Below are 23993 nucleotides of genomic sequence, written 5' to 3' on the forward strand. Positions count from 1 at the left end.
AGCAGCGCCTCGCACCCTCCGTACAGAGACGAACTTACCGGCGGGCCGACTCGCCGAGGGTCCCGGCGAGCAGATCGCCCCCCAGGGTTGCGCACCCGGGGGCGTCGCCCTGCCGCACCACGACCAGGTTGCGCGACGGGACGATCAGCAGCATCGGACCGCCGGCTCCCAACGCGGCGACGGTGTCGGGAGGCGCGGAAGGAAACCTGAGAGCGCGCCCCCGCCCGAACGCGTCAGCTCCTGGTCGGACGTTCGACCACCAGAGCAGGCCGTTGGAGGGGGTTCAGTTCCTGCGAGGGGCGAGGAGGGTCTGGAGGATGTCCGCGCCGACGAACCGGCGAGCGTTCCAGCCTCCGCCGCCCGCCTCCAATTTCCGTGTGTTGTCTGACCGGACCGGCCCGCGCCCCCACGCGAAGCGTCGGCGTCGGCTTGCAGATGCTCAGGAAGCCGGCGGCCATGAGGGTGGCCATCCGGTCCTTCACCGCGTCGAAGTCGTCGGAGTCGCACAGGCCTCCTGAGAGCCTGTTGGTCCGTCCGGTGCGCGCGAGCGTGAGCCTGTTGCCCGGGCGGTAATCGCGCCAGCGAATCGGAAGGGAGGCGGCCGAGGCCTGTCGCCTCCTTCAGCGCCTCACCGGCATCTGATCGATGCTCCTACAGGGCCAGGCGGCTCCGTTCTGCGGACGGGCGCTAAGCAGAGACAGGGCTGCGGCCCGTTTCGCCACCCGGCCGAGGTCGACGGCAGGGAAAGGCGAAGACAGGGAACGCCCACTATCGGTCAGACATGCTCCCGCCGCCGCGCATTGATCCAGCATTCCAAGTACGCGACCGACATCAGCACTGCGTGAATATTTATCTTCGGATCTGGAACCAAGTTTCTATCATGTCATTTATAAGTACAGGCGTCACAGTCGACGACCTTTTTATGCATTGTTAACTTTACGCTCAACTTGCTGGCTCGGCATTTTACCCTTCCCGGGTAGTATGCTTTCCCGGTCCGCGTTGAACCGACGGTAGCCAGGCTTCCTACGTGCGTGCCCTCCGCTGCGTGAGGGCCGGTACGCCCTAAATTCGCGGCGGCGCTTCGAGGTAGCTATGTTGAAATCCGGCTTGATAGCGGCTGCGCTATTGGCGTCGAGCCAAACTGCGTACGCCCAGCAACCCGCCGGGGGCGGGCAGCTGCAGCAAATTCCGCCGTCCGCTCTCCCGCAGCGACCGGGTCCCGACATCCGAATTGAACACCCCGACGCGCCGACCGACGCGGTGGCGGAAGGTGCGCGCATCCGCGTGAATTCCCTGCGCGTCAAGGGCGCGACGCTGTTCCCGGAAGACGAATTGATCGCGGCCGCGGGTTTCACCCCGGGGAGCGATCTGACCCTGCCCGAACTTCGCAATCTGGCGGCCGGTATTACGCGCTTCTACAACAGCCGCGGCTATGTGCTGGCCCAGGCCTATCTGCCGGCGCAGGACGTCCTCGAGGGGGCCGTGACCATCGCCGTGATCGAGGGCCGATACGGCGCGATCAACGTACGCAACCAGTCCGGCGTGTCCGACGATGTGGCCCGGCGCATAACGGCCGGCCTGAACACCGGCGATCCTGTCGCGATCGCCCCGCTTGAACGCAGGCTGCTGCTTCTCTCCGACATTCCGGGCGTGCTCGTTCATTCGACGCTGTCTCCGGGCGCCGAGGTCGGGGCCGCGGACCTGACCGTGGACCTGGCCCGGGCGCCCCGACTCTCGGGCAGCCTCGAGGCTGACAACGCCGGCAACCGATACACCGGCGCCTACCGGTTCGGCGGCTCGGTCAACTACGCCAATGCGACGGGGTTCGGCGACTTGCTGAGCCTGCGCCTGCTCGCTTCGACGAAGGGTCTGGCCTATGGGCGCGCGGCCTGGCAGGCGCCGTTGGGCGATGCGACGGTGGGCGTCGCCTATACGCACATGCAGTATGAGCTCGGCCGCGAGTTTCGGGCGCTCGACGCCGGCGGCACGGCGGACATCTTCAGCGTCTTCGCCAGCTATCCGCTGATCCGCTCCCGGACCGCGAACCTCTACGCCCTGGCCAGTCTGGACGCCAAATATCTGACGGACGAAATCGGCCTGGTTTCACAGGTGTCCGACAAGGAGATACAGGCCGTGACCCTCGGCCTGCGCGGCGACTCCCGCGACGCCTTCGGGGGCGGCGGCTGGAACGCCGGATCGCTGTCGTGGACGTCGGGCGATCTGAACATCGAAAGCCCGCTGGAGCGGGCCGCCGATGCGATGAGCGCGCGCTCGCAGGGCGGGTTCAACAAGCTCCAGTACGCCGTGTCGCGCCTTCAGGCGGTCAGCGGACCGCTGTCGGTCTACGGCGCCGTTCGCGGCCAGATCGCCACCGACAATCTGGACAGTTCCGAGAAGATGGAGCTGGGCGGCGCCTATGCGGTGCGCGCCTATCCGGAGGGCGAGGCCTATGGCGACGAAGGCTATGTCGCGACGATCGAGGCGCGCCTTGAACTGGACCGATGGACCGGCGCCCTGCCGGGCCGGTTCCAGCTGATCGGCTTCGTCGATGCGGGCGAGGTGGACTTCGCCCATGACCCCTGGTTCGCCGGACCCAATCACGCCCGACGCAGCGGCGGCGGCATCGGACTGAACTGGTTCGGCCCGCAGAACCTGATCGTCCGGGCGTCCTACGCCCGCAGGTTCAACGACCAGATATCGACCTCCGGACCCGACGAGACGGGCCGGGCCTGGTTCCAGATCGTCAAGTTGTTCTGATGACCGTCCCGACCTGCCCTCCTCCCGCGCTCCTCCTGACAAGGACGTTCTGATGACCAGACTCCAGCACATGACCGCCAGCGGCGCCGTACGGGCCGGGGCCCGGAGCCTGCGCCGTCGCAAGGGCGTGCTGTCCGCGTCAACCGCTCTGGCGGGCATCGCCGCCTACGCCGTGATCGGACTGACTGTGTCGCTTTCCGTGGGAACGACGGCCCGGGCCCAGACCCTGCCCACCGGCGGAACGGTCGTCGCCGGCGGCGCGACCATCACCACCGGCCCCGGCACGATGACGATCAACCAGTCCACCCAGAACACGGCCATCAACTGGCAGAGCTTCTCGATCGGTCAGGGCGGCAGCGTCGTCTTCGTGCAGCCGAACAGCAGCTCGATCGCGCTGAACCGGGTGCTGGGCGCGGACGCATCTTCGATCTTCGGCAGCCTGACCTCCAATGGCCAGGTGTTCCTGATCAATCCGAACGGCGTGCTGTTCGGACAGGGGTCCCAGGTCAATGTCGGCGGGCTGGTCGCGTCCACCCTGGGCATGACGGACGCGGACTTCATGGCGGGCGACTACAGATTCTCGGGCAGCGGCGGGTCAGTGCTCAACCAGGGCACGATCATCGCCAACGGCGGCTACGTCGCCCTGCTGGGGGGGACCGTCAGCAATGAGGGCCTGATCCAGGCCAATCTGGGCACGATCACCCTCGCCTCGGGCGAAGCCATCACACTCGACGTCGCGGGCGACGGACTGCTCAACGTCGCCGTGGACAGGGGTGCGGCCAACGCCCTGGTCCAGAACGGCGGCATCCTGCAGGCCGACGGGGGCCGGGTGCTGATGACCGCCCAGGGGGCGGGCGAGCTGCTGAGGACGGTGGTGAACAACACCGGCGTGATTCAGGCCCGCACCATCGGCGAGCGCAACGGCGTCATCCTGCTGATGGGCGACATGCAGAGCGGCACGGTAAGCGTCTCGGGCGTGCTCGACGCCAGCGCGCCTGACGGCGGCGACGGCGGCTTCATCGAAACATCCGCCCGGACCGTGAATGTCGCGACCGGGACCCGCGTCACGACCGAGGCGCCCTCGGGCGCCGCCGGGACATGGCTGATCGACCCGGCTGATTTCACGATCGGCGCCGGCGGCAATATTTCCGGAGCCACCCTGTCCGCCCAGTTGGTGACCACCAATGTCGTCATCAGCACGATGACCGGGCCGGGCGCCAGCCTCCCGGGCAATGGCGACATCCACGTCAATGACGCGATCGCCTGGACCGCCTCCTCCACCCCGACGACGCTGACGCTGAACGCCAACCGCGACGTCAACATCAATGCCGCGATCACGGCCACCAATGGCAACCTGGTGGCCTGTTGCGGGCGCGACGTGAACGTCAATGCGCCCATCACCACGGTGAACGGCAGCGTCCTGCTGAACGCGGGGCAGAATGTGAATGTCTTCCACGCGATCACCACGACCGATGGCAATATCGCGCTGTGCGCGGGGCACGACGTCCACATCGACGCCGCGGTCACTCTCACCCGGGGCAGCACCATTCCCGCCCAGAGCCTCGGTCTTCCGGTCGGCCTGACCCTGATCGCCGGCGCGGACGGAACGGGTCCGGGCGTGGGCGGCGGCACCATCATCTTCAGCCCCCTGGCGCCGCCGGTCACCGTCACGGTCGCCCCGGTGACGATCAACTACAATCCGGTCTCCTACGCCGCCCCGACGGACTTCAGCACCCGCTTCGTCCTGACCGAGGGCGCGGCGCTGACTCAACGGATGCTGCTCTTCCCGGACGGCAGCCGGGTGTTTGACGGTACGACGGCGGCGGTTCTCACCGGGTTCAGGACCACCGCGACGTCAGGCCTGCCGACCGGGGTGACCCTCGTGGCGGGGCCCGCCGCCAGCGCGACGTTCGATTCCGCGGCGGTCGGCGCCGATGTCGGCATCACCTACAGCGGCTACACACTGGCAGGCCCTGACGCTGGCCGGTATGCCCTGGCCGGATCCTGCTGCGTGGCGACCTTCCGGACACGGGGGACGATCACCGCGGCTCCCCCTCCGCCTCCGCCGCCGCCGCCTCCGCCTCCGCCTCCTCCCCCGCCGCCGCCGCCCGTGACTCCGCCGGTGACGCCGCCGGTCGTTCCGCCTGTCGCACCGCCGCCGGTGACGCCGCCCGGGACGCCTTCGCCGTTCGTGCCTTATCCGACGATCAACTATCCCGTCGTGACGCCGACGCCGGAGTTGCCCCTGGACCTCGTCGATCGGGGCGTCCGGATGCCGCCGTATGAGGCGACCCCTGTCTCTCCGCCCGCCGAGGAGGTGATTGCGCGCCCCGCCCCGCCCACGCGGATCGCGCCGCCCGTCCCGGTCTATGTTCCCAAGCAGGACCGCAACTGACCATGGCGTCCACACCTCCGAAATGCGCCGCGCATGCCACGTCCCGCGGGTTCACCCCCCGTTGGCCAGGGCTGTGCGTGGTCGGAGGCCTGGCCCTGGGCCTCGCCTTTCCGCATCCCGGCCAGGCGTCCGAGCGAGCCTGGTCGCCTGACGGGCGCGACGCCGTCGTCTCACCGGCGGCGAGCGAGATTGCGGCCTGGATCAGCGAGACCGCCGACAATCAGGGGCTGCCGTTCCTCATGGTGGACAAGGTCAATGCCCGGGTGCTCGCCTATGACGGCGACGGGCGGTTGCTGGGCTCAGCCCCCGTCCTGCTGGGCCTGTCGCGCGGCGACGTCTCCCCGCCGGGAATCGGCGACCGTCCGCTGTCCGCCATCGGTCCCGAAGACCGGATCACGCCGGCGGGACGCTTCCTCGCTTCGATGGGCGAGAACCTCGGCGGCAAGGGCATTCTGTGGATCGACTACGACGCCGCCCTCTCCCTGCATCCGGTCGTTACGACCCGGGCGGCTGACCGCCGGCTGGAGCGCCTCGGCACGGCGACCGCGCAGGACAACCGGATCTCGTACGGGTGCGTGAACGTGCCGGTGAAATTCTACGAAGAGATCGTGCAGCCCGCCTTCACCGGGACGACCGGGATCGTCTACATCCTGCCCGAGCACCGCTCGCTTGCAGAGGTGTTCTTCCCGGCTCCCGCCGTGGCCGAATCCGCGTCAGGCGAAGACAGTCCGTCGACGGACTGAAGCCGCCGCGATCTACTCGCGTCGGTCGCCCTCGCGTCGATCCTCGCCTCGCATCCCGCCGTTCAACATCATCAACTCAAGGCGGATTTCCACCAGTCTGAGCTCGATCGAGCCGAGCGCCAGCAGGAGAACCGACGTCACCAGCGCGGCGGCTTCAAATCCGACCGCGACGATGGTCGACGGCAGGTTCAGCATCTGCCCGCCCAGCAGCGTCAGGACGAACGCGGCCGTACTGAAGACGACGCCAAAGGCACCGACGGCCTTGAGCAGCGAGTTCCGCGGGGCGCCCTTGTTGATCCGGCTGCCGGGTTTGCGACGGTCCCGCGCCCGGCGGTCGCCTGACCTTTGACGCTTCTCCGATGGCGGCTCGTCGTCGATTCGATCCGCGATCACCTGGGCTTCAACAGACATGGCTTCCCTCCCTATTCGATCAGCCGCGCACCGCCGGCGCGCGGACCCACACCCTTCGGCACGGGAACGGTCGTCGCGTCGTAGTCGGCGTTGACGAACAGCGACGGCGCGCCGGTGAGTTGCAGGCTGCGCGCCACGATGACGGTCCAGGCGCTGTCACGCGCGACGTCAGCCCTGCCCTGGACAACCAGTCGGGCGGTCGGCACGTAGATCACGCCCAGCAGGCTGTCGACGTTGTCGCTGGAGATGATGAAGTCCTGCCTGTTGTCGCGCGTGGCGCCCATCACGATGCCCGCATAGGCGCCGCTCGTTCGTCCCGACAGGCTCACCAGCGCATTGTCGATGAACTGGAATCGGGACGCCGTGTCGAAGAACAGAACGACATCGTCGCCCTGCAGGCGAGCCCCGTCCTTGACGATCAGACTTCCACGACTGAACCAGTGCTCGCCGGGTTCAAGAACGACGGCGGCGGTTCCCGAGATTTCCAGACCGCCGCAATGGATGCCGGGCCGGATACGAGTGACGCCGACCGCGAGCTTGAGCGGCTCGAGCACCGCGCCGACGACACAGTCGGCCAGCCCGCTCCGATCGAGATCCAGCGCGGCGAAGGGATCGGCGATCCGGGCCGCGCCGGTTCCGGGCGTGGGACTGATCGCCCCGCTGGCCGAGGTGACGGCCTGAACGGCGGCCGCCGTGATGGAGCCGCCCTCGACCAGAATGTCCCGGTTGGAGTGCACCATGCAGGCCGGCGCCGCGATCCGGCCGGTATCCGTGATGTTCAGAACCCTGGCGTTGGTGTCCGCCGTGACCAGCACGCACAGGGGAACCAGGCCGAGCGATGTGGCCGTGGCGTCGCCCTGGAAATTCCATCCCCCCGGAGGAAGCAGATTGGCGAAGAATGACGGGCGGTGGCCCCGAAGAAGGACCCGGATCGCGCGCTGCCCGCCCTGGTCGACAACCTCGTAGGTTCCCTCGAAGCTCGGCCCCTCAGACCAGTCGCTCATGGCCCCGGCGACGAAGGAGGCGGCGCGTTCCTTGGCCGCAGCGCCGTCGGTGGCCAGGGCGAGGGAGGGCGCCCCGGCCAGGGCGGCTGCGTCGGCGATGCTCTGCAGGCGGACTTTTGCCGTGTGAACGGCGAACAGGTCGACGGCGCCGACTCCGAGCAGGATCACCGCAGGCCCGATGAAGGCGAAGGCGAGGGCGATATTGCCTCGTGTGTCCGAGCGAAGCAGGCGGACGTGAATCCCCAGCCTGATCAGAAGACGCGCCACGGCCCTCATGCGGCCCGGTCCTTGCCGGAGTCGTGGACGGCGCCGCTGCGCTCCGCCCGGGAAGCGCGGAGGACATAGAGTATCTGATACGTCAGCAGCCGCCAGTTCAGGGGTTTGGTGACGAAGGACGTCGCTCCCAGCCGGAAGGCCCTATCAATGGCCTCGACGTCTTCCCGCCCTGTCTGAACGATGACGGCGATGTCCCGGGTTCGCGGATTGGCCCTGATGGCGGCGAGGGTGTCGAACCCGTCCATGACCGGCATCTCGAGATCAAGAAGAACGACGTCGTAGTCCTCCTTCAGCCGCTCCAACGCGTCCGCTCCGTGAACGGCGACATCGATACGGGCTTTCGGGGACGCGAGATTTACCTGGGCGAACTCGCGCAGAATGGGGTCGTCATCCACAAACAGGATCCGTGCGGACTCATCAAGGACGTAGAAAAAGTCGCCCACTACTCAACCCTTCGGGCCTTACGGGCCCCGCCGGACAGTCCCGACGACAGAAGCTTAAGGGAAGAGTCATTAAGCGTCCGTATCCTGAGACAAATCGGCAATCCGGGTGCTCGAAGTTGCTAAGTTCGAAGCCATATCGAAGCGGATCCATCCGCCGAAAGCTGATCGGGCTGGTGCTGTCCTCGCTTCTGACGACTTGCATCGTTACGGCAACGTTTGCGGTATGGCTTGACGCCCGGGATCAGTCCGCGCTCGAGACCCAGAGGCTGACGCAAACGGCGCGCGTCATCGCTTCGCTCGCGGCCGACCCCGTTCGTTCGGGAGATTCCTCGGGGGCCTTCACCGCCATCAGATCCATCGGCCAGATGCCGGACATCACCTATGCCCGCATCACCGGAACCGGGGGGCGCCTGCTGGCCGAGACGGGAGGCGGCGTCCGCCTGACGTCCGACGCCACGATCGGGCGGAGCGGCGCGGCGTCCTTCTGGTCCGTCCTGAGAAGCGGCACGCTTCAGGCGACAGCGCCCGTGATGAGCCAGGGCGCCCAGGTGGGGGAGATCACCCTTCTGAGCCAGGCGCCGGGACTCAAGTCCCGCATTCTCGCCGCGGTCCTGACCAGCCTCGCCGGCGCCGCGGTTGCGCTTCTGGCGGGACTGATGATCGCGCTCCGGCTGGCGCGCCGGATAAGCACCCCGATCGTACAACTGGCCGCCTTCACCAGCGACGTCCGGCACTCCGGCGATTTCGCGCGGTCGCCGGAAATCGCGGCCGACGGCGAGGTGGGCGAACTGGTGTCGGGCGTGCGGGCGATGATGGAGGATATCCGGGTCCGGGACGACCGCATTGCCGCTCACGTCGCCGGCCTCGAACAGGAGGTATCGGCCCGAACCGCAGAGCTTCGGGTGGCCAAGGAGACGGCCGAGGCGGCGACCGCGGCCAAGTCCGACTTCCTGGCGGTCATGAGCCACGAAATCCGGACGCCCATGAATGGCATCCTCGCCCTGAGCGAACTCCTCTCCGGCTCAGACCTCGCGCCTCGCCAGCGCAGGTACGCGGACGTCATCGCCAAGTCGGGCAAGTCGCTGCTGGCGATCATCAATGACATCCTCGACTTCTCCAAGGTGGAGGCGGGCAAACTCGATCTTGAAGATGTCGAGTTTGATCTCACGGAGGCCGCGGAGGACGTGGCCGGCCTGTTCACCGAGCGCGCCCGTGAAAAGCGGCTCGATCTGGCTGTCTATGTCGATCCCGCCCTGCCCCGTGTCTGCGGCGATCCGACCCGGCTCCGGCAGATCCTCGGCAACCTCACCAACAATGCGATCAAGTTCACCGAGAGCGGAGGCGTTCTGATCACGATCGAGGCGGACAGCGAACGGCCGGAGGGGTACGTCCTGGGGGTCCTCGACACCGGTCCCGGGATACCGGAGGACAAGCTGCCGGACCTTTTCCAGGCCTTTTCGCAGGCCGACCAGAGCACGACCCGAAAGCACGGCGGTACCGGCCTCGGGCTGACGATTTGCGACCGCCTTGTTCAGGCCATGGACGGCGAATGGCGTCTGCGCAGCCGCCTTGGCGAGGGCTCGCTGTTCGCCTTCGCCGTGTCGCTGCGGACGGCCCCGGGCAGCGTCGGTCTCGCGGCGGAACCGACCGCCATGTCGGCCTCCGTCGAGGGCGTAGGGCCCATGTCCGAACGCGCCTTGCGCCGCTACCTGGCGGATTTCGGCATCGGCGCGGCTCCGGCCGGACAGGCGACAGAGGCGGCGTTCCACGGACCGGATCAACCGGTCCTGGGCGTCCCGACCGTCGTGGTCGCCGGGGGCGACGTTCAGGCTCCCCCGGGAACGTGTGTCCTGCAGACCCCGATCCGCCGGAGCGAAATCGAGGCGATCGCGCGCCAGCTGCGCGCAGGTCAGCCGCTGGCCGTGCCGCAAGGCAGAGGCGGCGATTTCCAGTCGGTCCAGTTCCCCGGCGTCCGGGTTCTGGTGGTCGACGATTCCGAGGTGAACCGTGAGGTCGCCGGCGAGGCGCTGGACCGGCTGGGAGCCTCCGTAACGCTCGCTGAAGACGGGCTTCAGGCGGTGGAGCGCCTCAGGACCGAAAGCTACGATCTGGTCCTGATGGATGGCTCGATGCCCAATCTCGACGGGTTCGAGGCGACGATGATCATTCGGGCCGAAGAGGCGGCCCGGAACCGTCCGAGATCGACGATCCTGGCCCTGACCGCTCACGTGGTCGGAACCGCGGCCGGCGCCTGGGAGGCCGCGGGCATGGACGGGGTGATCTACAAGCCGTTCACCATGGGCGACCTCGCCGACGCTCTTGGCGCTCATTGCCCCGAATTCGCGCAACGCGGGGAAACCGCCCCGGCGGTGGAGACCATAGCGGCTGTGGACACAGGCCTTTTCGACCCCGTCGTTCAGGCTGAGCTGCAGGCCATGGCCCTCAACGGCCGGCCCGATTTCGTCGCCAAGGTCGAGGGCCTCTATGCGACCAATGCACCCCTGCGTCTGTCCGACCTCCGGCAAGCGGTCGAGACCGGGAACACCGACGAAGCCGCGCGCGCCGCGCACGCCCTCAAATCGATGAGCCTGAGCCTGGGCGCGGCAGCGGTGGCAAAGGCGGCGGCCTCGGTGGAGAATGCGGCGCGTGGGGGGAACGGCGCCCGCCTGGACGTCGACGCCCTTGCCCTGGTGCTGGATCAAACATTGTCCAGTATCGCCGCGCGCTCCTCGGAGCCCCCGGCGTCGGATTCGAAGTCCGCGACCGTGGAGGAGGATCTGGCGGCCGCCCTGGAGGGCGGGCATCTGAGGCTCGTTTATCAACCCATGATGGATCGGGACGGGGCCTTCGCCGGCAAGGTCGAGGCCCTCGTCCGCTGGACCTGCCCCGAGCGAGGCGTGCGGAGTCCGGATGAGTTCATACCCGCCCTTGAAGCCGCCGGCGCGATCAGGCGGCTGACGGATTTCGTCATGGAAAGGGCGATGCAGGAGGGCGTGGCGCGACGGGACCTCCGAATTTCGGTCAACGCGTCCGCGGACGAGTTTCAGTGCGATGATTTTGCGGACCGGGTCGCCAGGGCCGCCGCGCGGACAGACTACCCGCTCGAGCAAATCGAGATCGAGGTCACCGAAACCGCGATCCTCGACATTGAACGGGCGCGACCGACCCTCGAGCGGCTCGAAACCATGGGGGTGGGGGTCGCGCTGGATGACTTCGGTTCCGGGTACACCAGCCTTCACGCGCTGAGACGTCTCCAGTTCGCCACGCTGAAGATCGACAGAAGCTTTATCACACGGTGTTGCGAGGACACCGCGTCGGCCGCCATCATCCATGCCGTGATCGGCGTTGGTCGGGCCCTGGGCATGAAAATCGTCTGCGAGGGCGTGGAGACCGAAGAGCAGTTCCGGTTCCTGCGGACCGCCGGCGTCCACTATATTCAGGGCTACTACTACCGCCGTCCCTGCGACTTCCAGGACCTTCCCGTTTCCGAAGTCAGGGCTGCCGCCTGATGTGCGTTCCCGCCCCCCGACCTGTCAGTAAAGGAGTCTCGCAATGTCCATGATCCTCGTCGTTGACGACGACCCGACCGTCCGCATGATCGCGGCCGAAATTCTGACGACTGCGGGGCACCAGGTAATCGAGGCGGCAGACGGCGACGAAGCCCTCACGCTGGTCGCCGCGAACGCCTTTGACCTCGTCGTTCTGGACATGCTCATGCCCAACAAGGACGGGCTGGAAACGATCGTCGAGCTGCGGCGCGCCCGGCCGCAGATACGAATCCTGGCGATCTCGTCAGGCGGACGCATGGACGCGAGCCAACTGTTGCGCATGGCGCTGGTGTTCGGGGCCGACGAAACCATGGCCAAGCCCCTGCGCAGCGAGGCCTTCAGTGAAGCCGTCTCGCGCCTGCTTTCCAGGGCGGGCGTCGAGCCCGATCCCAAGAGCGTGGCCGCTGAACTGTCGGCGGCCCCCGGCGTTCGCGGGCGTTCGTTCTGATCGACCCGTCCCGGCGACGGGAGCGATAACGCAGCGGGGCCGCCCTCAGACGGTCCGACGGTCCTTCAACAGGATCATCAGATAGCGGACCCCGTTGGCCGCCGCCGGCGGGAGGCGGTCGGCGCGCATATTGACCTCCGCCGGCGCCTTCTGACGCCGTTCCCGACGCTGACTTCGCGCCGCGACCCGCTTTCGGTCACGACGGATTTCACCACCCGTCAAGGATCTCATCGCAGGTGGCCGTTTCGATCTGCTGGCCATACCGGTCGTGATAGAGGCTGACCGTCGCGTCGTGGGTTTCGTTCGAGGAACTGCACAGGGCGTCCACGGCGATGACGACCCGATAGCCCAGGTCCACCGCGCCCAGGACCGTCGCCAGCACGCAAACATCCGTTTCACCCCCGCTGACGACCAGGGTGTCCGCGCCGCGCTCGCGCAGCAGTCCTTGCAGGTCGCCGCTGAGCCATGGCGAATACACACGCTTGTCGAAGACGAGGGCGGGCGGCGTGAAAAGCGCCAGCTCGGGGACCAGATCGACCAGGCCCGGCTCCAGGGCCTCCAGCGTCATCGACGACCAGCGCTCGTAATACCCGCGCCAGGTTCCGACGCCCTCCCCCGGCCGCGCCGCCGGGATGAAGCGGGTGAAGCAGGTCCGTTCCGGTCCATGCTCGCACAACCGCACGACCTCGGGCAGGACACGGCGGATCCACGGAGTCCGCCATGCTGTCTCCTCGGCAAACAGGCGCTGCATGTCCACGCACAGGTGAACCGCCGAACTCGGTATGGCTCCTTGGGTCAGTCCGGTTGTCTCCGCCATGGGCGCTCAACGCCGCATGACGGGGCGGGTTTCCATGGCGGAGTCTCAGGTCCCCGGCTGGACGTAGGGGGTCAGGGCGAAGAAGCGGCGTTCGGCTCCGCGGGGATCGTTCTCGAGACGGGCCTCGACATCGAGCACCATGGTTTCGCGATCCGTAAGCCCGTAGGGGCGCCAGGCGGGGAGTCCGGGATGGTTCGGATCGCCAGAGCGGGCGAAGGCGATGAAGGCGTCGCTGAGGCGGTCGGCGACCGTCTGCGCGTCGACGCCCGCGACCCGCGATCCGGCCGCGGCGACGTTGTCGAACGCCAGGGGGATGTCCACCGTGTGGAACGCCTGCTGCTGAACTGCGGCATCGGCCTGATCACCCCGCCCGTGGGGTCCGTGCTGTTCGTCGGCAGCGCCATCGGGGGCATACCGATGACCCGGGCGCTGAAAACGATCTGGCCGTTCTGGCTGGCCTGCGCGACTGTGTTGATGCTCGTCACCTTCGTCCCGGCCCTGTCGCTCTGGCTTCCGGCCATGATGAAATAGGCCGGGAGCCGCCCGGTCCGGCCAGCCGTCGGTCGATCGGAAGTTGCCGTTGGACGGACGGCGGCCACACCGGCTATCTGCATGCATCAACCCATGCCGGGCCAACCGCCGGAGCGACCTCATGAGCGCGTCCTCGATCTCCGCTCGCGACGGCTGGCGCTTCTGGATCGATCGCGGCGGAACCTTCACCGACATCGTCGCCCGCGCGCCGGGCGGACGACTCGAGACCCGCAAACTGCTGTCCGACAATCCGGAGCAGTATGCCGACGCCGCGGTCGAGGGCGTGCGCCGCATCCTGGACGCCGCGCCGGGGCCGCTGCCCGAGGGCCGCGTCGACGCCATCCGCATGGGCACAACGGTGGCGACCAACGCCCTGCTGGAACGCAAGGGCGAGCCGACGCTGCTGGCCATCACGCAAGGCTTCGGCGACGCCCTGCGCATCGGCTGGCAGAGCCGGCCCGACATCTTCGCCCGCCATATCGTGCTCAACGAACAGCTCTACGACCGGGTCGTCGAGATCGGCGAACGCGTCCGCGCCGACGGAACGGTCGAACAGGCGCTGGACGAGGACCGGGCCCGCGCCGACCTGACGGCGGCTCATGCGGCCGGCCTGCGGGCCGTCGCCATTGTGCTGATGCACGGCTGGCGCTTCACCGATCACGAGACCCGGCTGGCGGAGATCGCGCGCGAGGTCGGGTTCGAACAGGTCTCGGTCAGCCATGAGGTCGGGGCCCTGATCAAGCTGATCGGGCGCGGCGACACCACCGTGGCGGACGCCTATCTGTCGCCGATCCTGCGCGCCTATGTCGACCGCGTCGGCGCCAATCTGGGCGAGGCGACGCCGTTGTTGTTCATGCAGTCCAGCGGCGGGCTGACGGCCGCCGGCGCCTTCCGGGGCAAGGACGCCATCCTGTCCGGACCCGCGGGCGGCGTGGTCGGCATGGCCGAGACGGCCGCCGCCGCGGGCTTCGACCGGGTCATCGGCTTCGACATGGGCGGCACCTCGACCGACGTGTCGCATTTCGCCGGCGACTATGAGCGGACCTCGGACGCCGTCGTGGCCGGGGTCCGGCTGCGCGCGCCCATGCTGAGCATCCATACCGTGGCCGCGGGCGGCGGGTCGATCTGCCGCTTCGACGGGTCGCGCTTGCGGGTCGGTCCCGAGTCTGCCGGCGCCGTGCCCGGTCCGGCTGCCTACCGCCGCGGCGGCCCGCTGACGGTGACCGACTGCAACGTCATGCTGGGAAAGCTGCGGCCCGATCAGTTCCCCGCCGTGTTCGGACCGGACGGGGACCAGCCACTGGACGCCGATGCGGTGCGGGAAAAATTCGAGACGCTGGCCGCCGAGGTCGCGCGCGCCACGGGCCGCGATACGACGCCGGAAACCCTGGCAGAGGGGTTCGTCACCATCGCCGTGCAGAACATGGCCGAGGCGATCAAGTCGGTTTCGATCCAGCGCGGCTATGACGTGACCCGCTATGTGCTGAACTGTTTCGGCGGCGCCGGGGGCCAGCACGCCTGCCTCGTGGCGGACGCGCTGGGGATGACGCGGGTCATGCTGCATCCCTTCGCCGGGGTGCTGTCGGCCTACGGCATGGGCCTGGCCGACGTGCGGGCTATACGCCAGGCCACCGTGGCGGCCCCGCTGGAGCCGGCCGGCGATGCGGCCCTGAGCGAGCGGGCCGAGGCCCTGAGCGCCGACGCGCGCGGCCTGCTGACCGCGCAGGGCTTCGCCGACGGCTTGACCACCACCGTCGTGCGCGCCGAGATCAAATTCGCCGGGTCGGACACGCCGCTGTCCGTGCCGTTCGGGCCTGCCGACGGGATGTGGGCGGCGTTCGAGGCCCTGCATCGCCAGCGCTTCGGCTTCTTCGCCGAGGACAAGGCGCTGGTGGTCGAGACGCTGGAAGCCGAGGCCGTCGCGGCATCGGATCAGGCCGCGTCGACGCCCTTCGCAGGAGGATCGGACGGGGCGCCATCCGCCGTCGCCCGCGTGCCCGTGCGGATGGCGGGAGTCGACCGCGACACGCCCGTCTACCGCCGCGACGCCTTCGGACCGGGGGCCTCGGTCGATGGTCCGGCCGTCATCCTCGAGGACACCGGCACGACGGTGCTGGAGCCCGGCTGGCGCGCCACGGCGGACGAGGCGCTGAACCTGATCCTCGCCCGCGTGACCGCCCTGCCCGCCCGCACGGCGCTGGGCACGGACGCCGATCCGATCATGCTCGAGGTGTTCAACAGCCGCTTCATGGCGGCGGCCGAACAGATGGGCGAGGCGCTGCGGGCCACGGCCTATTCGGTCAACATCAAGGAACGGCTCGACTTCTCCTGCGCCGTGTTCGACGCGACCGGCGCCCTGATCGCCAATGCGCCGCACATCCCGGTCCATCTGGGCTCGATGGGCGAGAGCATCCGCACCGTGATCCGTTCGCGAGGCGATGCGGCCGACGGCCGGGGCCTGCTGCGCGGCGACGTCTACATGCTGAACGCCCCCTACAACGGCGGCACCCACCTGCCCGACATCACCGTCATCATGCCGGTCTTCCTGGGGGCCGACGACGCACCCGCCTTCTTCGTCGCCGCCCGGGGCCATCACGCCGACGTGGGAGGAACCACCCCCGGATCGATGCCGCCCTCGTCGAGGACGGTCGAGGACGAGGGCGTGCTGATCGACGACTTCCTGCTGATCGACGCCGGCCGGTTGAGGGACGCCGAAACGCGGGCCCTGTTCGCCTCGGGCCGCCATCCGTCGCGCAACGTCGGGCAGAACATGGCCGACCTGAAGGCCCAGGTCGCATCCTGCGCGCGGGGCGCCGACGAGCTGACGCGCATGGTCGCCGAGTTCGGGCGCGAGGTGGTCGCCGCCTATATGGGCCACATCCAGGATAACGCCGAGGAAGCGGTCCGACGCGCCATCGCCGCCCTGAAGCCGGGCGTCTTCGAACTGGAAATGGACGACGGGGCGGTCATCCGGGTGCGCATCGATGTGGACCCGGCGGCCCGCAGCGCCGTCGTCGACTTCACCGGGACCAGCGACCAGCGGCCGAACAATTTCAACGCGCCCCTGTCGATCACCCGGGCCGCCACCCTCTATGTGTTCCGCACCCTGGTGGACGACGCCATCCCGCTGAACGAGGGCTGTCTGAAGCCGATCCGGCTGATCGTGCCGGAAGGGTCGATGCTGAACCCCCGCTATCCCGCCGCCGTCGTCGCCGGAAACGTCGAGACCAGCCAGGCCGTGGTCGACTGCCTGTACGGCGCGCTGGGCGTACTGGCCGCCAGCCAGGGGACGATGAACAATTTCACCTTCGGCGACGACGCCCGGCAGTATTACGAGACCATCGCCGGGGGCTCCGGCGCCGGCCCCGGCTTCGACGGCGCCTCGGCGGTGCAGACGCATATGACCAACAGCCGCCTGACCGATCCGGAGGTGCTGGAGACCCGCTTCCCGGTCCTGCTCGAAGAGTTCTCGATCCGCCGCGGCTCGGGCGGAGACGGCGCGAACCGGGGCGGCGACGGGGCGGTGCGACGGGTGCGGTTCCTCGAGCCCCTGACGGCGGCGATCCTGTCCAACCATCGCCGCACGGCGCCCTTCGGCGCGGCCGGGGGCGAGAACGGGGCGATGGGCGTCAACCGCATCGAACGGGCCGACGGCGGGCGCGAGGCCCTGGGCTCGACCGCCGAGGTTCGCATGGGTGTCGGGGACGTCTTCGTCATCGAGACCCCGGGCGGCGGCGGGTACGGGCCGAAAAAAGCTTCCTGAACGGCGCAATCGGCGCAACCATCCACGGAGGGGGAGAATCCGAATGCTTGTGCTTCTGGGGATCGCGGTCGTCGTGCTGGGCTTCATCGCCCGCATCAATCCGCTGCTGGTCATATTGCTCGCCGCCATCGTTACGGGGGTGGCGGCGGCGGTCGCGCCGGGCGTCGACGCCCGCGCGCTGGGGCGGGCGGCGATCGACACGCTCGCGGCGTTCGGCGACGCCTTCAACGACAACCGCTATTTCCACATCACCTGGCTGGTCCTGCCCGTCATCGGCCTGCTGGAGCGCGCCGGGCTGCAGGAGCGGGCCCGGCTGCTGATCGCGCAAGTCAGGGCCGCGACGGCGGGGCGGCTGCTGATCAGCTATCTCGTGGTGCGCCAGGCGACGTCGGCCCTCGGCCTGACCTCGCTGGGCGGCCACCCGCAGATGGTCCGGCCTCTGGTGGCGCCGATGGCCGAGGGCGCGGCCGAGGTCCAGGCGGGCGGAACGCTGCCGGACGCGCTGCGCTTCCGCATCCGCGCCATGTCCGCCGCGACCGACAACATCGGCCTGTTCTTCGGCGAGGACATCTTCATCGCCATCGGCTCCATCGTCCTGATGGTCGGCTTCCTCGAACAGGCCGGGATCATCGTCGAGCCCCTGCAGATGTCGGTCTGGGCCATCCCGACGGCCATCGCCGCCTTCGCCGTCCACGGCGCCCGGCTGCTGCTGTTCGACCGCTCGGTGAAGCGTGACATCGCGACGGCCGCCGAGACCGGAGCGGCGCAATGATCACCCTGGACCACGCCTATGTGCTGGTGGGGTTGATGTTCGGCGCCTTCGCCGTGCTGACGCTCGGCGACCGGGCGCATCCCACGCGCATCCGCAGCGCCGTCTTCTGGGGTCTGGTCGCGGGGTCGATGCTGTTCGGTTCGTGGCTGGGCGGGCTGGGGAACGGCGTGCTGGTGCTGGCCCTCGTGGCCGTCGGGGGGCTGAAGAAGCTGGGCGTCGGACATCCGCCGACCACCACGCTGGAAGAGCGGCGCGAGGGCGCCCTGCTTCGCGGCAACGCCCTGTTTATTCCCGCCCTGATCGTGCCGCTGGTCGCGGTCGGAGGCACCCTGGCGGCCAAGCATACGGGCGCGGGCGCGTGGCTGCTTTCGTCGACCCAGACGACGCTGATCGCGCTGGGCCTGGGCTGCATCATCGCCCTGTTCGCCGCCATGGCCTGGCTGCGGCCGCCGGTGATGGCGCCGGTGCAGGAAGGGCGGCGACTGATGGACTCCATCGGCTGGGCCGCCCTGCTGCCGCAGATGCTGGCCTCGCTGGGGGCCGTGTTCCTCGCCTCCGACGTGGGCGGCGTGGTGGGCCAGATGGTCAGCCAGGCCGTGCCCCTGACCTCGCCGCTGCTGGCGGTCGTCGTCTACTGCCTCGGCATGGCGCTGTTCACCGTCATCATGGGCAACGCCTTCGCCGCCTTCCCGGTGATGACCGCCGCCATCGGCCTGCCGTTCGTGGTCGTCCAGTTCGGCGGCAATCCCGCCATCGTCTGCGCCATCGGCATGCTGGCCGGCTTCTGCGGCACGCTGATGACGCCCATGGCGGCCAATTTCAACGTCGTGCCGGCCAACCTGCTGGAGCTGCCCGACCGCGACTCGGCCCTGAACGGGGTGATCCGGGCGCAGATCCCCACCGCCCTGATCCTGCTGGGGATCAACATGGCGCTGATGTACGCCTTCGCCTTCAGGTTCTGAACATGACCCACAGCCTCGACGCCGCCACCGCCTCCCGCTTCGCCTCGGCGGCGCTGGGTCATGTCGCCCGCGAATATCCGAACAAGATGGACCACGTCCTCGCCGGACCCGGCGACGTCGAGGGACCGAGGGCGCTGCACCCGATCTTCTTCGGCAGCTTCGACTGGCATTCCTGCGTCCACGGCTGGTGGACGTTGTTCACGCTGCTGCGGCTGCACCCCGACATGCCGGAAGCGGCGCGGATCCGGGCGCTGGCCGACGAGCTGTTCACGCCGGAAAACGTGGCGGCCGAAACCGCCTACCTGCAGCGCCCGGAAAGCCGCGGGTTCGAGCGGCCCTATGGCTGGGCGTGGCTGCTGATGCTGGCGGCGGAGCTGGAGCGGCACGGGGACAGGCGGGCCGATGCCCTGCGCCCGCTGACGCTGGCCCTCGCCGGGCGGTTCACCGAGTTCCTGCCGCTGGCCGACTATCCGGTCCGGGTCGGAACCCATTACAACACCGCCTTCGCCCTGAGACTGACGCTCGACTACGCCGAGGCCGTCGGCGACGCCGTCCTGGCCGCGCTGTGCCGCGAGCGGGCCGTGCGCTGGCATTCCGGCGACCGCGACTGTCAGGCGTGGGAGCCGTCGCAGGACGAGTTCCTGTCGCCGGCCCTGATGGAAGCCGTGCTGATGCGACGGGTGATGACGGGGGACGCCTTCGCCGCGTGGTTCGACGCCTTCCTGCCCCGGCTTGAGCGGCGCGAGCCCGCGACCCTGTTCCAGCCCGCCGGCGTCAGCGACCGGTCCGACGGCAAGATCGCCCATCTGGACGGCCTCAATCTGAGCCGGGCCTGGTGCTGGCGCGAGATCGCCTCCGCGCTGGACGCCGGCGATCCCCGGCGCGCCCTGGCGACTGAAGCCGCACGCATGCATCTGGGCGCCGCCCTGCCCCATGTGACCGGCGACTATATGGGCGAGCACTGGCTGGCCAGCTTCGCCCTGCTGGCCCTGCTGGCCGGCGAGTAGACGGGACGCCGCGGCGACCGGACTAGCGAACGGCGGCGTAGCTGGTGGCGGCGTCGCGATAGCGGGCGTGCTCCCGGGCCGTCATGCAGCGCGGCGTGCTCCACGCCGGATCGGAGCCCCGGACCGACAGCGCCTCACGGGCCGTGACGAAAACCGGAGGAGCGCCGTGTTCGCGGGTGAAGGCGCGGCGGGTCGCGGCGTCCGTGCCGCAGATCACAACGGCGCGCGCCGGGGCCCTGGCGGCCGGCTGATCGAGGTCGGACGCGCTGACCAGTCCGGCGGGAAGAATCGCCGCCGCGGCGAAGGCGGCAAGGCCGACAAGGGGGGCGAAAGCGCGCATTCCAGTCTCTCCCGATGGCCTGAAACAGTCAGGACCCGGAGGAATAATGCGCTCTTTCTTCGCATTGTAAAGATTATGCGACGGTTAGAAGTATGAAGTTTGACAGTTTCCCCGCCTGCGGACGTTACAGCGCCGCCTGTCAGGCCATGCAGGCTCCCGCGGACAAGGCGCCCTCGACGTTCAGGGTGGCGTCGGCGTTCTTGACCACGCCGAGGCTGCACACGGTCAGGCGGTGGTCGGTTTCGAGCGCCGCCAGCCATGCGAACAGAGGTCCGGAGCGGACGCGGGCCAGTTGGAAGCCCAACTGGCCGGACGGGCTCATGACGGTGACCACCTCCAGCCCCGCGGCTGCGGCGGTGCGACGGATCAGGGGATCCAGACCCTCGACCGGGGGCCGGGCCGGGGCGCGGAGCGGACCAAGGGCCGCGACCGCGGCGCGCACCTCGGCGAGCGTTTCGGACGAGGCGGCGGCGCGGTCGGCGGCGGCGCGTCTCCAGGCCAGGACCGGCTGCACCACCCCGAGCCAGATGATCGTGGCGGTCAGCAACCCGGCCATGACCATCAGCATTCGGCGCTCGCGCAGGGTGCGGCCGCTGAACCAGAACGCGAGGGGCCCTGTGAACCGGGTCATCGGGCGCTTCCGATCGTGATGTCGCTGACGATGCGGCCGCGGTCATCGAGGGTGCCGGTTTCGGTGATCTCCAGGCCATGGGCGCGCATGGCCCGGCCGATGGCCTGCATGTCCTGATAGTCGGCATGGGTGACGCTGGCCTTCATGCCGGCGGCGGGATCGACGATCAGAAGGTCCAATTCGGCGCCCTCGACGCCCTCGACGGCCGCGAACAGGGCCGCGGCCGCGCCGACGACCCCGCCGGGCGGAGGGGCGGCGCGGACCCGCTGGCGCAGGGCCTCGACCGGATCGGGACGGGCTGCGAGATCGGGGGCGACGCTGGCGATCCCGGCGCGGGCCTGCTCAGCGGCCTTGCGAGCGTCGATGTCATCCCGGGCGGCCGCGGCGCCGACCAGCACGAGGGGGGAGACGGCCAGCAGGCCGGCGAGAGCCGAAGCCAGGGCCCAACCGCGCCGGGCCGTTCCGCGGGCCCGGTCCTGCGAGGACAGGAGGTTGACGAGCGGCGACAGGGCGGCGTCGATCAGGGCGCGCTCGACCGCGCCGGCGTCCGCGATCGGCTCGACCCGACGCGCGCCGGCGACCAGCTCGACCAGATCGGGCTGGACGCTCGCGGCGAAACCCCGCCCCCGCAACGCCGTGGACGGTCCGAAGGCGACGGCGTTGAGGCGGCCGTCCTCGTCGGGCTCGGGCACGGTCAGTGCGTCGGGGACGATGGCGTCGGCGCGTACGCCGAGAGCCTCGAGATAGTCGGTCCAGGCCTGAAGCAGGGACAGGCCGACGACGGCGACGAGACGGGGCCGGCCCGCCGCGGGCACGGGTCCCAGCGCCACGGCCAGCCGGTCGGCGGGCGCCGCCAGCGAATCCTTCAGCATCCACAGGGCGGCGGCGCGTTGCTGGACCGGGCCGCCAGCGGGCAGGTCGAGCCAGCGGAGGATGACGTCGGCGCCGGGCGCGACGGCCACGGTGCGCATGGGCTCGGGGCGCTCGACGGCGTCGAGCTCCAGCAGGCCGCGCTCGCGCACCATGCCATCGGCGATGAACAGATAGGGCGCGGGTTCGCTGCCTAGGCTCGGAATCAGGATCAGACGGGTCGGTTTCATTCTTCGGGGGTCCAGCGTTGGATCACGGTGCGGACGCGGCCGTCGGAGCCGGCCTCCAGCAGGGCGGTGCGGACGGCGTGGGAGCCGCCCAGTTCGACATCGACACGCAGGTCGAAGAAGCGGGTCAGGACGGTGATCTGGTCGCGCGCCTCGGCGTCGAGCGGCAGCGTCGCCAGGGCCGGCTGGGCCCAGAAGGCGGCGGAATCGGGCCAGCCGTCGCGGGGCCGGGCCGCGATCACCGCCCGAGCCCGCTGCGGCGGAAGGGCGCCGCCGGTCAGCATGGTCAGCAGCGGCGCCTGCTCCGGCGTCAGGGTGTTCACGTTCAGCGGCGACAGGCGCGAGGTCGGCAGGGCGCAGACGTAAGGGCGCAGACGGCGGTACGTATCGGCATCGACGCCCTTGACCGCGCGCAACTCGCTGACCTCGGCGAGCAGGACGCCGCCGGTGCGATAAGGCCTGGCGAGGCCGGCGTAGGCGCCGTCTTCCGCGCCCAGCGGCAGGGGCGTGGTGTCGGCGTCGAGCCAGTCGGTCAGGGCGTCGGCGATGGCCTTGAGGCGGCTGTCGGGGGCCCCGACGGCGCGGCCGAGCGCGCGGAACTGGGCCGCGCCGAGCGGACGGGCGGTCAGGTCCTCGCCGACGCCGAGCACGAGGCTGTTCAGGTTGAAGCAGGCCTGACCGTCGGTGACGGTCGCGGCGATGGTTCCGCCGTCGATGGGGAAGCTGAGGGTCCGGCCGTTCCATTGCGGATCTAGCGGCGTGCGCGACGGACCGGCGGCGAGCAGGCGCGTGATCTGGCCGCGGGCGAGGGTTTCGGCGCCGGCGGCGTACCACTGGGCCTGGCTCTGCGTCTCGACATTGGTCGCGCGGCGCACCGAGAAGCGGACGTCGTCGAGGATGGCCACCGCCACCACCGACATGACGGCGACCAGCAGCAGGACCGTCAGCAGGGCCATGCCCTCGCGCTCGCGCCGCGACCGGCTCATCGGCCGCTCCCGACGAGGAACAACTGGTCGATGCGGCCATAGCCCTGGACCGTCATTCCAATGCGCACCGCGTCGGGCAGCGGACGGTCGATACTGGAGATGAAGGCCGGCGCCGCCTCGCCGTCGCGGACGAAGCCGACTGTGACGTCGCGCACGCCGCGGTACAGCACCTGCGGCGGCCCGGGGCGGGCGCCGTCGAGATGGCTGGAGACGCGGCGTTCCAGCCGGTCCCCGACCAGCCGGTATTCGACCCGCTGCAGCGACGGCCGCGCCTGTTCTCCGGGGTTGCTCCAGCCCGCGCGGGTGAGGACGAGGATGGGGTCGCCGGGCGCCGTCGCCCCGACCATGGGCTGGGGCACGGGCCGGCCGGTGGGGCCGCGCGAGCGCCGGCCGGTGGCCTGGCCGAGGTCGGTGCGCAGCAGGCCGCGCATGCGCTGCAGGTCGCCGACGCGGTCGCTGGCGGCCTTGACCGCGAACCGGTTGTCGATGGTCACGCCCAGCACGGCCGCGCCCGCCGCCGCGATCATGGCGAAGATCATCAGCGAGACCAGAACCTCGACCAGGGTGAAGCCCGCCCGCCGGGTCATGACGCGCGCGACCGGAACAGGGTGCGTTCGGCGGCCTGACCCTCGGCGTCGCTGACGCGGACGTCGATGCGCAGCATGCCGGCGACGTCAGTGGCGGCGACGACCCGGGTCCAGTTCCAGCGACGGCCCGCCAGTTCGACCTGACCCGCGGACGTCCCCTCTCCGATAACCGGCATCGTCGCCGCCTCGACCGCCAGGTTCTCGGCCACGACGCCGCCGAGGGTGCGGGTCTCGACGCGCGCCGCGGAGCGGGTGTTCTCGCCCGAGAGGTTGAGCAAGGCCATGGCGGCGAGGCTGAACACGGACAGGGCGACCAGCATTTCGATCAGGGTGAAACCCTGTCTGGTCTCAGAATTCCCGATCATCCCGGCGAAAGCCGGGACCCGGTTCCTTGAGCGATCGGCCGCACAGGGTGCGCACCGAAAGCGATCCCGAAAAGTCCGCCCCACGAAAGGACCGGGTCCCGGCTTTCGCC

21 protein-coding genes are annotated in these 23993 nt (G+C 69.5%); 10 read left to right on the forward strand and 11 right to left on the reverse strand.

Annotation, left to right across the window (positions count from 1 at the left end):
* The first annotated feature begins 1284 nt into the window (after window positions 1–1284).
* The 3 genes from ASD59_RS09790 to ASD59_RS09800 all read left to right on the forward strand — a co-directional run bounded on the left by ASD59_RS09790 (window position 1285) and on the right by ASD59_RS09800 (window position 5895).
* Window positions 1285–2757: a ShlB/FhaC/HecB family hemolysin secretion/activation protein gene (locus ASD59_RS09790; RefSeq protein WP_235561791.1), complete on the forward strand. Its 1473-nt coding sequence runs from the start codon at window positions 1285–1287 to the stop codon at window positions 2755–2757.
* Between the two features lie 52 nt (window positions 2758–2809).
* Entirely contained in the window at window positions 2810–5152 is a 2343-nt protein-coding gene (locus tag ASD59_RS09795; RefSeq protein ID WP_055831371.1) for a two-partner secretion domain-containing protein, read from the forward strand.
* A gap of 77 nt (window positions 5153–5229) precedes the next feature.
* On the forward strand, window positions 5230–5895 hold the full coding sequence (locus ASD59_RS09800) for a L,D-transpeptidase (protein ID WP_235561792.1): 666 nt from the start codon (window positions 5230–5232) through the stop codon (window positions 5893–5895).
* A gap of 12 nt (window positions 5896–5907) precedes the next feature.
* On the opposite strand, the gene ASD59_RS09805 is transcribed toward ASD59_RS09800, so the two are convergent.
* The 3 genes from ASD59_RS09805 to ASD59_RS09815 are packed head-to-tail and all read right to left on the reverse strand — an operon-like array spanning window position 5908 to window position 8029.
* Entirely contained in the window at window positions 5908–6306 is a 399-nt protein-coding gene (locus tag ASD59_RS09805; RefSeq protein ID WP_055831373.1) for a hypothetical protein, read from the reverse strand.
* Window positions 6307–6317: 11 nt separating this feature from the next.
* Window positions 6318–7577, reverse strand: a complete 1260-nt coding sequence (locus tag ASD59_RS09810) for a pilus assembly protein TadG-related protein (protein ID WP_162246632.1) — start codon at window positions 7575–7577, stop codon at window positions 6318–6320.
* A 5-nt stretch (window positions 7578–7582) separates the two neighbouring features.
* Complete coding sequence (locus ASD59_RS09815) at window positions 7583–8029, reverse strand: response regulator (RefSeq protein ID WP_055831377.1); 447 nt, start codon at window positions 8027–8029, stop codon at window positions 7583–7585.
* A 365-nt stretch (window positions 8030–8394) separates the two neighbouring features.
* Between ASD59_RS09815 and ASD59_RS09820 the strand changes: the two genes are divergently transcribed.
* Both ASD59_RS09820 and ASD59_RS09825 read left to right on the forward strand, forming a co-directional pair.
* Entirely contained in the window at window positions 8395–11538 is a 3144-nt protein-coding gene (locus tag ASD59_RS09820; RefSeq protein WP_055831379.1) for an EAL domain-containing protein, read from the forward strand.
* 43 nt (window positions 11539–11581) lie between these two features.
* Window positions 11582–12025, forward strand: a complete 444-nt coding sequence (locus ASD59_RS09825) for a response regulator (protein WP_055831381.1) — start codon at window positions 11582–11584, stop codon at window positions 12023–12025.
* Between the two features lie 208 nt (window positions 12026–12233).
* Here ASD59_RS09825 and ASD59_RS09830 read toward each other — a convergent pair whose 3' ends face one another.
* Together ASD59_RS09830 and ASD59_RS14445 are read right to left on the reverse strand one after the other, a co-directional pair.
* Complete coding sequence (locus tag ASD59_RS09830; RefSeq protein ID WP_082560149.1) at window positions 12234–12842, reverse strand: cysteine hydrolase family protein; 609 nt, start codon at window positions 12840–12842, stop codon at window positions 12234–12236.
* Between the two features lie 45 nt (window positions 12843–12887).
* Entirely contained in the window at window positions 12888–13163 is a 276-nt protein-coding gene (locus ASD59_RS14445; RefSeq protein WP_055831385.1) for a carboxylesterase family protein, read from the reverse strand.
* 3 nt (window positions 13164–13166) lie between these two features.
* Between ASD59_RS14445 and ASD59_RS14450 the strand changes: the two genes are divergently transcribed.
* From ASD59_RS14450 to ASD59_RS09860, 5 genes are all read left to right on the forward strand, one after another.
* A complete protein-coding gene (locus ASD59_RS14450; protein ID WP_055831388.1) occupies window positions 13167–13373 on the forward strand; it encodes a TRAP transporter large permease subunit in 207 nt (68 codons plus the stop codon).
* Window positions 13374–13494: 121 nt separating this feature from the next.
* On the forward strand, window positions 13495–17136 hold the full coding sequence (locus tag ASD59_RS09845; RefSeq protein WP_055831390.1) for a hydantoinase B/oxoprolinase family protein: 3642 nt from the start codon (window positions 13495–13497) through the stop codon (window positions 17134–17136).
* Window positions 17137–17179: 43 nt separating this feature from the next.
* A complete protein-coding gene (locus ASD59_RS09850; RefSeq protein ID WP_055831392.1) occupies window positions 17180–17908 on the forward strand; it encodes a DUF969 domain-containing protein in 729 nt (242 codons plus the stop codon).
* Window positions 17905–18870: a DUF979 domain-containing protein gene (locus tag ASD59_RS09855; protein WP_055831395.1), complete on the forward strand. Its 966-nt coding sequence runs from the start codon at window positions 17905–17907 to the stop codon at window positions 18868–18870. Before ASD59_RS09850 ends, ASD59_RS09855 begins: the two co-directional genes overlap by 4 nt.
* 2 nt (window positions 18871–18872) lie before the next feature.
* Window positions 18873–19877, forward strand: a complete 1005-nt coding sequence (locus ASD59_RS09860; protein WP_055831397.1) for a DUF2891 domain-containing protein — start codon at window positions 18873–18875, stop codon at window positions 19875–19877.
* 22 nt (window positions 19878–19899) lie between these two features.
* Here ASD59_RS09860 and ASD59_RS09865 read toward each other — a convergent pair whose 3' ends face one another.
* The 6 genes from ASD59_RS09865 to gspI form a co-directional block, all read right to left on the reverse strand.
* Window positions 19900–20217 carry a hypothetical protein gene (locus ASD59_RS09865; protein WP_055831399.1) on the reverse strand — a complete coding sequence of 106 codons (318 nt, stop codon included), beginning with the start codon at window positions 20215–20217 and terminating at the stop codon, window positions 19900–19902.
* A 139-nt stretch (window positions 20218–20356) separates the two neighbouring features.
* Entirely contained in the window at window positions 20357–20848 is a 492-nt protein-coding gene (gene gspM / locus ASD59_RS09870) for a type II secretion system protein GspM (RefSeq protein WP_055831402.1), read from the reverse strand.
* Window positions 20845–21948, reverse strand: coding sequence for a type II secretion system protein GspL (gene gspL, locus ASD59_RS09875; RefSeq protein WP_055831404.1), 1104 nt, complete (start codon window positions 21946–21948; stop codon window positions 20845–20847). The genes gspM and gspL overlap by 4 nt, the downstream gene beginning before the upstream one ends.
* The gene (gene gspK, locus ASD59_RS09880; RefSeq protein ID WP_055831406.1) at window positions 21945–22931 is read right to left on the reverse strand and encodes a type II secretion system minor pseudopilin GspK; all 987 of its coding nucleotides are present in this window, start codon (window positions 22929–22931) and stop codon (window positions 21945–21947) included. The genes gspL and gspK overlap by 4 nt, the downstream gene beginning before the upstream one ends.
* On the reverse strand, window positions 22928–23518 hold the full coding sequence (gene gspJ / locus ASD59_RS09885) for a type II secretion system minor pseudopilin GspJ (protein ID WP_082560151.1): 591 nt from the start codon (window positions 23516–23518) through the stop codon (window positions 22928–22930). Before gspJ ends, gspK begins: the two co-directional genes overlap by 4 nt.
* Complete coding sequence (gene gspI / locus ASD59_RS09890) at window positions 23515–23883, reverse strand: type II secretion system minor pseudopilin GspI (RefSeq protein ID WP_055831408.1); 369 nt, start codon at window positions 23881–23883, stop codon at window positions 23515–23517. The genes gspJ and gspI overlap by 4 nt, the downstream gene beginning before the upstream one ends.
* Between the last annotated feature and the right edge of the window lie 110 nt (window positions 23884–23993).

The sequence above is a fragment of the Brevundimonas sp. Root608 genome (assembly GCF_001427825.1).
Lineage (GTDB): Bacteria > Pseudomonadota > Alphaproteobacteria > Caulobacterales > Caulobacteraceae > Brevundimonas.

What these genes read in the sequence shown, in the direction of transcription:
- ASD59_RS09795 (WP_055831371.1), top strand. Translation starts at nt 2,810, where the DNA reads ATGACCAGACTCCAGCACATGACCGCCAGCGGCGCCGTACGGGCCGGG.
- ASD59_RS09805 (WP_055831373.1), bottom strand. Translation starts at nt 6,306, where the DNA reads ATGTCTGTTGAAGCCCAGGTGATCGCGGATCGAATCGACGACGAGCCG.
- ASD59_RS09820 (WP_055831379.1), top strand. Translation starts at nt 8,395, where the DNA reads ATGCCGGACATCACCTATGCCCGCATCACCGGAACCGGGGGGCGCCTG.
- ASD59_RS09825 (WP_055831381.1), top strand. Translation starts at nt 11,582, where the DNA reads ATGTCCATGATCCTCGTCGTTGACGACGACCCGACCGTCCGCATGATC.
- ASD59_RS09830 (WP_082560149.1), bottom strand. Translation starts at nt 12,842, where the DNA reads ATGGCGGAGACAACCGGACTGACCCAAGGAGCCATACCGAGTTCGGCG.
- ASD59_RS09845 (WP_055831390.1), top strand. Translation starts at nt 13,495, where the DNA reads ATGAGCGCGTCCTCGATCTCCGCTCGCGACGGCTGGCGCTTCTGGATC.
- ASD59_RS09850 (WP_055831392.1), top strand. Translation starts at nt 17,180, where the DNA reads ATGCTTGTGCTTCTGGGGATCGCGGTCGTCGTGCTGGGCTTCATCGCC.
- ASD59_RS09855 (WP_055831395.1), top strand. Translation starts at nt 17,905, where the DNA reads ATGATCACCCTGGACCACGCCTATGTGCTGGTGGGGTTGATGTTCGGC.
- ASD59_RS09860 (WP_055831397.1), top strand. Translation starts at nt 18,873, where the DNA reads ATGACCCACAGCCTCGACGCCGCCACCGCCTCCCGCTTCGCCTCGGCG.
- ASD59_RS09865 (WP_055831399.1), bottom strand. Translation starts at nt 20,217, where the DNA reads ATGCGCGCTTTCGCCCCCCTTGTCGGCCTTGCCGCCTTCGCCGCGGCG.
- gspM (WP_055831402.1), bottom strand. Translation starts at nt 20,848, where the DNA reads ATGACCCGGTTCACAGGGCCCCTCGCGTTCTGGTTCAGCGGCCGCACC.
- gspL (WP_055831404.1), bottom strand. Translation starts at nt 21,948, where the DNA reads ATGAAACCGACCCGTCTGATCCTGATTCCGAGCCTAGGCAGCGAACCC.
- gspK (WP_055831406.1), bottom strand. Translation starts at nt 22,931, where the DNA reads ATGAGCCGGTCGCGGCGCGAGCGCGAGGGCATGGCCCTGCTGACGGTC.
- gspJ (WP_082560151.1), bottom strand. Translation starts at nt 23,518, where the DNA reads ATGACCCGGCGGGCGGGCTTCACCCTGGTCGAGGTTCTGGTCTCGCTG.
- gspI (WP_055831408.1), bottom strand. Translation starts at nt 23,883, where the DNA reads ATGATCGGGAATTCTGAGACCAGACAGGGTTTCACCCTGATCGAAATG.